This window comes from Coleofasciculus sp. F4-SAH-05 (assembly GCF_040222985.1).
Taxonomy (GTDB): Bacteria; Cyanobacteriota; Cyanobacteriia; order Cyanobacteriales; family Coleofasciculaceae; genus Coleofasciculus; species Coleofasciculus chthonoplastes.
Genome location: NZ_JAVKBY010000248.1, coordinates 1 through 10,245 on the forward strand (window position 1 = coordinate 1; position 10,245 = coordinate 10,245).

At 47.0% G+C, this 10,245-nt stretch carries 9 protein-coding genes and 1 pseudogene; 9 read left to right on the forward strand and 1 reads right to left on the reverse strand.

All coding sequences use genetic code 11. The annotated features are described in order from the left end of the window. On the reverse strand, positions 1-1,260 hold a 1,260-nt coding region (locus tag RIG27_RS30325), incomplete at its 3' end, for an RNA-guided endonuclease InsQ/TnpB family protein (RefSeq protein WP_446350819.1). Between the two features lie 656 nt (positions 1,261-1,916). Between RIG27_RS30325 and RIG27_RS30330 the strand changes: the two genes are divergently transcribed. The 9 genes and pseudogenes from RIG27_RS30330 to RIG27_RS30370 all read left to right on the forward strand — a co-directional run bounded on the left by RIG27_RS30330 (position 1,917) and on the right by RIG27_RS30370 (position 10,018). Beyond that, the gene (locus tag RIG27_RS30330) at positions 1,917-3,089 is read left to right on the forward strand and encodes a HetZ-related protein 2 (protein ID WP_446350820.1); all 1,173 of its coding nucleotides are present in this window, start codon (positions 1,917-1,919) and stop codon (positions 3,087-3,089) included. 42 nt (positions 3,090-3,131) lie between these two features. Beyond that, the gene (locus tag RIG27_RS30335; RefSeq protein WP_446350821.1) at positions 3,132-4,826 is read left to right on the forward strand and encodes a GspE/PulE/PilB domain-containing protein; all 1,695 of its coding nucleotides are present in this window, start codon (positions 3,132-3,134) and stop codon (positions 4,824-4,826) included. Between the two features lie 194 nt (positions 4,827-5,020). Further along, positions 5,021-5,644, forward strand: a complete 624-nt coding sequence (locus RIG27_RS30340; protein ID WP_446350822.1) for a (2Fe-2S) ferredoxin domain-containing protein — start codon at positions 5,021-5,023, stop codon at positions 5,642-5,644. 96 nt (positions 5,645-5,740) lie between these two features. Beyond that, on the forward strand, positions 5,741-6,757 hold the full coding sequence (locus RIG27_RS30345) for an S-layer homology domain-containing protein (protein ID WP_446350823.1): 1,017 nt from the start codon (positions 5,741-5,743) through the stop codon (positions 6,755-6,757). Positions 6,758-6,921: 164 nt separating this feature from the next. Beyond that, positions 6,922-7,824 (forward strand): tryptophan 2,3-dioxygenase family protein, encoded by a 903-nt coding sequence (locus tag RIG27_RS30350; RefSeq protein WP_446350824.1) that lies wholly within the window; start codon positions 6,922-6,924, stop codon positions 7,822-7,824. A gap of 167 nt (positions 7,825-7,991) precedes the next feature. After that, on the forward strand, positions 7,992-8,330 hold the full coding sequence (locus RIG27_RS30355) for a hydrogenase maturation nickel metallochaperone HypA/HybF (RefSeq protein ID WP_446350825.1): 339 nt from the start codon (positions 7,992-7,994) through the stop codon (positions 8,328-8,330). Continuing rightward, complete coding sequence (gene hypB / locus RIG27_RS30360) at positions 8,321-9,259, forward strand: hydrogenase nickel incorporation protein HypB (protein ID WP_446350826.1); 939 nt, start codon at positions 8,321-8,323, stop codon at positions 9,257-9,259. Before RIG27_RS30355 ends, hypB begins: the two co-directional genes overlap by 10 nt. A 96-nt stretch (positions 9,260-9,355) precedes the next feature. Beyond that, a pseudogene (locus RIG27_RS30365) lies at positions 9,356-9,676 on the forward strand (DUF429 domain-containing protein); the annotation flags it as partial. A gap of 159 nt (positions 9,677-9,835) precedes the next feature. Then, positions 9,836-10,018: a hypothetical protein gene (locus RIG27_RS30370; RefSeq protein WP_446350827.1), complete on the forward strand. Its 183-nt coding sequence runs from the start codon at positions 9,836-9,838 to the stop codon at positions 10,016-10,018. Positions 10,019-10,245: the final 227 nt, after the last annotated feature.

The window sequence follows — 10,245 nt, forward strand, 5'->3', positions numbered from 1 at the left end:
GAGGTCTGGGTTTTCAGTAGCCCTGAAGTCATCGAACAAGCCAAGTTGAACATACTCAACAGTTCGACTTAACTTGCACGACAACCCCGTGCCTCCAGGCTGGTTTATAGACAGCCCCACAAGTGCAATATTATTGGCTCCGTTGAAATCAGCATCCCCATGCCAACCACAATGCCCACATTTAAAAGTCTTGCCACTACGGTAAGACTTTCCTTTTATCGGATGAATATGCAGGCACTTGTGACACATTTGGGAAGTATAGGCAGGGGGAATTGGGATAACTTGAACACCAGCACCAAGGGCTTTATACTCGATAAACGTTCGCAGTTGATAGAACGCCCACGAATTTGAGCATCTTCGCTCAGTCTTGTTTCTCGGTTGCTGGTTAGTTCTTTCTCTAATGCCTGTTAAGTCTTCTATAGCAATTGAGGCACTTAACTCAACACCTCGACTCCGCTCGGTGTTGACGCTGAGCGGAGTCGAAGCGTCAACTGCTCGTTTGACCACTGATTTAGAGATGTTGTGGTTGAGCCATTGTTGGTAGCGCTTCTCCCTCCCCGACAGCCGTTTCAGAACTTCTCGACATCTACGTCGAGTTGTTCTCGTGCCTTTCGAGGCTTTTTTCTGGAGAGAAGATCTAACTCTGGAAAACTTATCTCGCACCGACTGGATATGCAAGCCGTCCCACTTTTTGTCCTCTGAGGTAACAGCAATGTCGCGACGCCCTAAATCGATACCAATCACCTTATCGGTATTTTGGGGATCGGGAGGGGTGTTCTTAATCTGAATATGCAGGTAGAACTGACCGTCGCGGTGCTTACACAGTTGAGCCGAAGTTGGGTTCCTCCCTTTGAGTTTTCCTCTCTGGTAGTTACCTGGCTTTAACTCAACTCGCTCTCTACCGTAAACTGTGGAAAGGCTTACCGTCCAGTCGTGTTCACGAAGTCGAAACAAGTCCTTGTCACAATCCATGCTGCTTGGCATAAAGCCTTTAACAGGCTTGCCCTTTGAAAAGGCAACCTTTCGGTTAGCCGCTACTCTTGCACAAGCTCTGACTGCCATATTTGCTACCAAATTGAATTGGCTTTTGATGGTTTGATAAGCCAAAGATTGGATAGCAATTTTGTTAGTCAGTTTTGGAGCTGTATGTTCGTTCACGTAGTTGCAAGCATCCGCAAACGCCTGAAGGGTTGCCTCTAAGAAGGCCACCTGTTCAGGAGAGGGTTGAAGCTTTACGACTATCGTGAGGACTTGTTTCATGGCTGTCATTATACCACCCGGGAAATAACTGGAAATACTTCGGGCGTTTAGCCGAAGTATTTCCCGCTCTCCCCCTACGGCTTACCTCCACTTCGTTCCGGTTGAAGCCGTAGCCCCTCGCGATTTAGGTGGTACGAGTGTATCAAAATAATAATGTTGATCAGATTAACAGATATTCTCGTGTTCCAGAGAGCGCGATAGGATAAAACAAGATCAACCCTAGGATGGTGGAATGAACAGGATGATTGTGTCCACAGGGCTTGAAAGCTGTTGCTTTTCGGGTAATTGTTGTAAGGGTTGTGCCATCTGCTGCTTCCTTCGGTTTGATTGAGTGGTGCGTGAGACTCACTGAGCGATAAATGCTAGCCTGATCTGGAGAGTTTTAACCCATACCTGATCAATACCAACGGTTGCTCCCCATTGAGTTCACAAAATGCAATCGTTAAGCCAGGAAAACACATTTTTAGGGGCTTGTGATCCAAAACACGTTCAAGGTAGATCCGAGTCTCATCGAGGGCGTACTCTGGGTCAAAATACTGATGTGACTGTCTTGTAAGCAACACAGGAGGGCGATCACTTCTATTTCAGGATAGAAATGATGAAATTAGAACAGCGGACTCTATCAAAACAGTCAGTGCAACTAAAGGGGAGTTGTTATGCAAACATTAAAACAGGGGTTAGAGGAGTGCCATCTGATGGAAAGGTGGGCAGATCAACTCGAACAAGAGTGGCAACAGCGTTTAGCCAATGACTATCCAGGCTATTGCCCAGGGATCAGAACCAGCATTGTCAACTGGTTACTGGGAGAAAACAGGGAACGGTTAAACCACCTACTACCCGACAAACTCAAGATTGTCTGCCAAGCGATGGACTATCGCTATCGGATTTTACGCCAGCGCTATTTGGGGGTCACTCCAGAGCAAGCCTACCGCAATTTGACGAGTCGGTTAGCGAGTTTAATGACGTTACGGAATAAAATCCGGACGTGGGTGTCCCTGAGTCGCGATCGCCAACGCGCTGTGGTGGATGTCTTACAAGAAGTGATTCAGGAATTATTAAACAGCGATCGCTATATCCAAGGGCAGATTGGTTGGATTGCTCAATGTAGTGAAGATATTCATTTACGTGACGCCCTCTTACTCACCACCCTTGAAGAATATTGTATGCGTCCGATCCGCAATCAGCCGTTGGTTGTTTATCGATTTGTCAATTTTCTCAAGCGATCGGGAAGGGGTGGAATGACGCATCTACCTGGCGGGGAAAATGTGCGATTTGTCTCCGAGTCGATTACCTCCGATGATACCGATGCTCCAGTGAGTTTATTAGATAATCAAGCGATCGCGGATTATCAAGAGACTCAAGTCTGGCAAGAGCAACAAGCGCTGCGTCTATCAGTACGCCAAGAATTTGAAACCTACCTCGACCAAAACGTTGGTGTTCAAGCCGCCCAATGGTTACGCCTGTATCTGCAAGGGAAGTCTCAAGAGGAGATTGCCAAGACGTTAGGCTTACCCATCCAAAAGGTTTATCGCTTGCGAGAAAAAATCAGTTACCATGCCATTCGCGTCTTTTCCCTGAAAGTTAAGCCGGAATTAGTCGCCAGTTGGTTAGAGGTATCCTTAAAAGAGCATAACTTAGGGTTAACCCCCATACAGTGGCAAGACTATTGGCAAAGTCTCACCGACCAACAGCGCCAGTTGCTTCAACAATTGAGAACTGGTAAAACGCTCAATGTCATTGCCAAGGATCTAAATTGGAAGTATAACCAGGCACTGGGCGAATGGAGTAAGCTCTACTTAGCAGCTCAAGACATCCGCAGCTCTTCTTAGAACGTTGATCATTTGCCAATTCCGTGTATTCCCTAACCAACGTTGTTAAAAATTGAAGTCGGGTTAACAGCTCACCTTTTTGCCAATCCCAAACCGGAAAGTCTATATTATCTGACTCCTGGGGCATCTGAACCGATTGATACTCAGGCTGGAGAAATTATTATGTTACCCTCACCACAGGACCCAGAACGAGCGGACACTCCTGTTCAGTCTCAATCATCCTCTCAAGCGTCAGAACTCTCTGGCGTGGATACTGAGCAAATGTTTCGGCTGATTGATAGTATTCTGCCTTTTGAAGCCTGTCTATTTCATCAATTCTTGCCCCTGTCTCTCGAAGGCAAGTACCTGAAGCTAGGTATAGTCGATCCCCACGACTCCACGGCTCTCGATTATGTACGTCGCATTCTGGCGTTTATGAACTGTTCCCTCAAAGTCGAACAGATTACCGCCAACACTCATACAGCGATGTTGTCTGCCTATTTAAATCAAGGTCATCTTGAAACAGCACCGAAAAGGCAACGCTCTAAGCGCCAACAGTCCATTCCTCGGTCGGAACAAGCAACGCTAATTATTGATGATGCCAGTTTAGCTGAAGATGAGGCGAATCAGCCTGAGCCGTCAGCCCCTTCTCCTCAAGCGGCGGCACAGAAACACAACTCTACCCCAGTAGCGTCTCAACCGCAACCGAGTGATGCAGCCCATTTAACGGAGGATGAAACAACTGAACCCCAGCCATCAACCTCCTGTGCTAACGCAGCGACAACCGATAATCCTCCGCCGACAGCCTCTCAACCTCCAACCAGCCATGAGGTGAGCCAAACTGAAAATGAGGCGGTGCAGCCTGAGGAATCAAAAGCGGCGGCGAAAACTAATAATAATTCTCCGGCTAGGGAATCTAAACCGACACTGATTATCGATGATATCCGTCAACTCCAGGAAGAATTAAACCAATCCTCTGATGTACCTAACCCAGAGGATAGCCAGCCATCGGCAGCAACGCCTCAACCGACGTCACCATCGTCTAATCACTCCCCAGCCCAACCACCCCATCCTTCTGGCAAGACGGTATCGGCTCAAACGGCGCTGACGCCAGTTTTCCAAAGGTCACTCCCGACTAAGGCTCTTCTATCCTTGGATGTAAACCCTCTCTATTTATCTCGTCCGATCGCGTTTTTGGCAACCTTAGCCCCCCATCAAATTGTGGAAGAGTTGTTAGGGCGTCTGTTGCAGGGGGGAATTGGTCGGCTGTATTTTCAGCGACAATCTGAGCGGGGTCGCGTTGTTTTGCGCCAGGATAGCTCTTCCCAGTCTGTCTTGGATAAATTAAGCCTATCTGTTTTTGAAGATATCATTATTGAGCTTAAGCGCTTAGTTAACCTGCCGTTGCAGCCCATTACCCAGCCCAAACAGATCGAAAGTGAGCGACTCTATCAGCAAGAATCCCTCCTATTGTGTTTGCGGCTAGTACCCGGTACTCATGGGGAAGAGGCAACTCTACAACTCTTGCGAGGAGCGCCTTTAAACTTCTATCAACAACAAAAGGTGGAACGATTGGGTCAGGATGCGATTAAACTCGCCGGACAACTCCAACACAAGCTAAATGAAATCCGCGATCGCTCTTATCGCTATTCCATTCCTCCGGTGGATACACTGCCAACCCTGAACCAACTCTTGCACCATCTCGACATACAACTCGAAGCCCTGATGCAGAATTCCCTGGATCAGCAGGACAATTGAAATCCACCCCCATCTTCCCCTGCTTCCAGACGTAGCAGGCTACGTCTGGAAGCTACCAGATCCCAGACGCGCCATGGCACGTCTCTACATGGCTCCCACTCATTTGTAACGATATGTAAAGAACTCTTACGAAAAATAGATGACATACTTTATCAATTAGAGTTACGGTTAGAGGGAGACATAGGAATACTTTCATGGGTAAATCACATAAAAAAACACAAGTCACCCCATTCAAGCTAGAGGGACAGTTTGTCAAATTTCTGGGTAAAGCGGGCAAAAAACCCAAGCTGCTGTGGATCAATACAGAAGCAGGTGAACGATATATCAAGCTGGCTAAACCCTTACGGGAATCTCTACCTGAAATCCTCAAACCCCGAGATCCGATAGAAGTCTCTGGCAAACAGAAGTACAAACCCAAAAGTGGGGAATTGAAACTCCAAGCCAAGCGGGTGACATTGAAAACCCCGACAGCATCCCAACAATATGAGAAACTTTTGCAACCGTCTCCCAAGAAAACCCAAGCCAGCGTCATGGTGTGTAAAAAGTCCTCCTGTCGCCAGCGCGGTGCGGCAAAAGTCCATCAAGTAATGAATGACACCTTGCGCGATCGCAATCTTGATGACCAAGTAGCGATTAAAGACACAGGCTGTATGAAACAGTGTAAAAAAGGTCCATGTATGGTAGTGATGCCAGACAAAGCCCGGTACAATAAGGTGGCTCCCGAAGACGTACCGACGCTGGTGGATAAGCACTTTGGCAGTAAACTAAAGCCAGAGGCAAATGTATCCCAACGCTCTACCGTCAGATGTGGAGGCTAATACTGGGGGATTGGGGGGTCAAGAATTCAGACAACCGAAAAAATTCTTTGATTCCCCTTGGCGATTAGTGTTGTTGCGAGTTAAACAAGGTGCATAATGAGAAATCTACCGCCACCCGATTCGGACTCCTCTCCACTAGGTTTGGAGGAATGGATTGGTATAATTATCGCCGTTATCACTATCGGTGGGATTTTGATTGGAGTATTGGGTCAACGGCAAAAGGGATTGAACCTACATCAGTGGATTGGCTCACTCACCTCTGAACCAACAACGGAAGCACCAGAAGAGCCAAAAGTGACTTCTCCGATAGCTGAGGAGACTCCCACTCGCCAAACCGTCAGCAGCGCTCCTTTGGCAACAGATTCCCCTTCACCTTCTCCAGCCGTAGCTGCTGCACCCGAATCCACTGATGAAGACGAGGCGTTTCCGGAAATAGCTAGAGCGGTTCCTCTTGCTCCTATTGTCTCAGCTCCCAGGGCAGAAACACCCACACCAACGCCCACTGAAACACCTGTTGAACCGGTGAACTTTACCGATGTTCCTGATGACTATTGGGCAAGTCCTTATATTACCGCTCTAGTGCAGCGAGATATTATGAGCGGCTTTCCAGAAGATAATACGTTTAAACCAAATAGTTCGATCACTCGGGCAGAATTTGCGGCGTTGTTAAGAAGCGCTTTTGACCAACAACCCACCTTAGAAACACCCAACTTTAAAGACGTATCCTCAGACTTTTGGGCATGGTCGGCGATTCAGGAAACCAGCAAAACTAATTTTTTGCGTGGCTATCCTAATAATACCTTCCAACCCAAGCAACCGATTCCTAAAGTACAAGTTTTAGTGGCACTAGCGAGTGGATTGGGGTTAGAAGCCAATCAATCTCCTCAGGAGGTGTTAAAAACCTATCAGGATTCAAATCAGATTCCAGAGTATGCGCGTGAAAAAGTCAGTGCGGCGACAGAAGCGGGTATTGTGGTGAATTATCCAAATACTAAGTCTCTCAATCCGACTCAAGATGTAACTCGCGCTGAGGTAGCGGCGATGGTTTATCAGGCGTTAGTCGAAGCTGGGAAAGCAGATGCTGTAACGTCTGAGTATGTGGTTAATCCTTGATCGAGGATGTCCGATAGGGATAATCCTACTGATCTGACTTTTCACGCCATCTAGAAAAATCGATATCAAACCTAACCCCCCAGCCCCCTGAGAATGCAAAACCTCTCTCCTTGCAGGAGAGAGGTTTTCCAGAGAGGTTTTCCAGATCCCGTGAACCGAATACTATGTCTCAATCTGACCCTACTCAACCCTTACCTCCCCTTGATCCCACCCTAGACATTACTCAAAATCACTATTGGACGTATCATAATCTAGAGGCGCTACTCAGTTGCAAGCGTCCGCTCACCGCGTCTCAAGACGAAGACTTATTTATTGCCGTTCATCAAATTTGTGAACTCGCCTTCGATCAAATGATTCTGGATATGGAGCGAGTTTTAACTGCATTAGGGCAAGCCATTGCCGATAATACTGAGCCGATTATCGGAGATACTAGCGAAGCCTGTTACTTTTTCCCCCGAATTCTGCGCCTTTATGACGTTGTATTGACAACCATGCCCATTCTTAAGACAATGCGGGCATTTGCCGAATTTCGCACGACTATTGGTCCAACCAGTGGGTTTCAGTCGTTCCAGTTTCGCCATTTAGAAATTATGAGCGGGGTGCGAAACTATTGGCAAGGAGGAACGAAGGATAATCAGGGAAATCCTCACATTGCAGAAACCGAGTTTGACCGCCGCTATGGGAATGATATTGCCCAATGGTTTGAGCGCTATCATAATCATAATCTCGCCTATTATTACGACACACTACTGCAACGAAGTCCTGGAAACACGACAGCGGAACAAATTTCATATCTATTTGACCACCCTCATGCCAGTCCAGTTTTACAGAATATGCGGACTTACGATAATTTACAAATCCGCTTTCATCAATTCCATCTATCACTAGCGGTACAACAACTTAAACTCGTAGGTGTAGAGATAGGAACTGGGGGGACATCATTTCGGGATTATCTGGCAAAATACCATAAACAGCAAGCGCCACTATTTCCTGGATTAACTCAATTGGAGCAAGAGGAGGCGATTGAAATCGCTGCTACACAAACCAAGTCCGCCTGCGCGGACTGAGTTATAACGGGGGTAGTTAACCTGGATTTGGTATGACAAATGACAGAAGAGGTAGCTTGCTTCTCAATGGCAGCAAGTATGACAAATGACGAATGACAAATGACATACGCTCTTACCTAAAAACGAGATAAAATTAAATCGGAGATCCTCTGTAACGGAATAAACCATTGCACGAACTGGGAATCACAAAAAATATCGTTGATATCGTTGCCGAACACGCTAAAGGGGCAAAAGTGCGACGAGTCTGCCTAGAAATTGGTCAGTTAGCGGCGATAATGCCCGATGCGGTGCTATTTTGTTTTGATGTTTGCAGCAAAGACACTCCCTTAGAAGGGGCAACTCTCGATATTATTGAAATTCCGGGTATTGGTCGCTGTCGTCACTGTAATGCTCAAATTCCCCTCGATCAACCTTTTGGTCTCTGTGAATGCGGTAGTGTGGAACTGGATATAATATCGGGTCAAGAACTGAAAATTAAGGAAATGGAGGTCGAACCATGTGTGTAACCTGCGGCTGTTCTGATGGCGCTGACACCACGCTTACCAACCCGGAAACGGGGGAGGTTGTCGCCATGGCTAACCCCAATCACGACCAGAGTCATACCCATACTCTACCTAATGGGACTGTGAGCAGGCACTCCTCCTCATCTAGCCACTCCCATACTCACACCTTACCCGATGGTCGAGTCATCACCCACACTCACACTCACGACTCGTCGGGGAATCACCAGGATCAAGCATCCCAGGTTCACGCCCAGGTTCACGGTACAAAAATCTCTCTAGAGGAGAATATCCTGGCAAAAAATAATCTAATCGCTGCCCAAAATCGGGGATGGTTTAAAGGGCGTAATATTTTGGCGCTAAATCTAGTTAGTTCTCCGGGAGCGGGCAAAACGACGTTATTGACGCGCACGATTAAGGATTTACAGGCACAATTACCAATTAATGTAATTGAAGGGGATCAAGCGACAGCGAATGATGCCCAGAGGATTCAAGAAACTGGGTGTAAGGTTGTCCAAATTAATACCGGAACCGGGTGTCATCTGGAAGCGGCGATGGTGGAACGGGGTTGTACTCAACTCAATCCTCCCCTCAATTCTGTAGTCATGATTGAGAATGTGGGTAATCTTGTTTGTCCCGCTTTATTTGATTTGGGGGAACAGGCAAAGGTGGCGATTTTATCGGTAACTGAGGGCGATGATAAGCCGATTAAATATCCTCATATCTTCCGTGCTAGCCAAGTGATGATTCTGACGAAAATTGACCTGTTGCCTTATGTAGACTTTGATGTGGAACGCTGTATTGAGTATGCGCGAACGGTTAATCCTCAGATGCAGATATTTCAGGTTTCGGCAAAAACAGGCGTTGGGCTAGAGGGTTGGTATGAATGGTTAATATCGCAGTTTCAACCCGTGCAACCTATGGAGTCAATGTGATTGAAGGGGAAGGCTGGTGGGCAATGCCCACCCTACGGTATATTAAGGGTTTATCCGTTGCGCCCCTACTGTTTTTGGGTCAATATTCTTTATCCCATGAAATTTATCGGAATTGATCTCGGTTGGACATCAGGCGCGAGTGGTTTATGTTGTCTAAATTGGTCAGATGGGCAGCTTCAGCTATTAGAATTAAACCGCAAACAAGCCACAGCGGATATTCTAAATTGGATTGACAATTGGACAACCGCCACTGAACCCGCCCTCATCGCCGTAGACGCCCCCACGCTAATTCCTAACGCCACGGGAATGCGCCTCCCGGATAAACTTAGTCATCGGTATTTTCACCGCTACCACGCAGGTTGTTATCCCGCCAATCGCCAACGCCCTTTTGCCCAACGTACAATAGAGTTTGGTCTGAGCGATTGAAATCGCAGCTACACAAACAAAGTCCGCCTGCGCGGACTAGATTATAAAGGGGGTGGCTAACCCGGATTTGGTATCAGATGATGAATGCGATCGCACTCCCCCAGCAACCCACCACCTCAACCCAACACCGATTTGTCATTCTGAAATGCTATGTTAGCTATCAGGGATAAAAAACTGGGCAAAATTATGTTGAGTGTAGTATTATATCCTGAATCGGAACAGTATCTCGTTGAAATTCTGGCTCAGGAAAAGACGACGAGTAGCGAATTAATCAAACTACTGGGTATTAGTAACGAGCAAGATGCTCGCACTACAGGGCTTTTGATATTATAGACATTAAACTTTAAATGCCGAACAGCTTATCTGGATTGCACATTATGTTACTCAATCCGAGTATGAATGCGATCGCACTCTTCGAGCAACCCGCCACCTCAACCCAACACCCAATCTTGTCATTCTGAGTCCTGAGCGAAGCGAAGGAACTGAAGCGAAGTGAAGAATCTCTCTAATGTTGAGACTCATAAATCCGAGTATGAATGCGATCGCACTCTTCGAGCAAC

Bases quoted from the DNA above. Each gene is read 5' to 3' on its own strand.
- RIG27_RS30370 (WP_446350827.1), top strand. From the start codon at position 9,836: ATGTTAGCTATCAGGGATAAAAAACTGGGCAAAATTATGTTGAGTGTA.
- hypB (WP_446350826.1), top strand. From the start codon at position 8,321: ATGTGTGTAACCTGCGGCTGTTCTGATGGCGCTGACACCACGCTTACC.
- RIG27_RS30345 (WP_446350823.1), top strand. From the start codon at position 5,741: ATGAGAAATCTACCGCCACCCGATTCGGACTCCTCTCCACTAGGTTTG.
- RIG27_RS30350 (WP_446350824.1), top strand. From the start codon at position 6,922: ATGTCTCAATCTGACCCTACTCAACCCTTACCTCCCCTTGATCCCACC.
- RIG27_RS30330 (WP_446350820.1), top strand. From the start codon at position 1,917: ATGCAAACATTAAAACAGGGGTTAGAGGAGTGCCATCTGATGGAAAGG.
- RIG27_RS30340 (WP_446350822.1), top strand. From the start codon at position 5,021: ATGGGTAAATCACATAAAAAAACACAAGTCACCCCATTCAAGCTAGAG.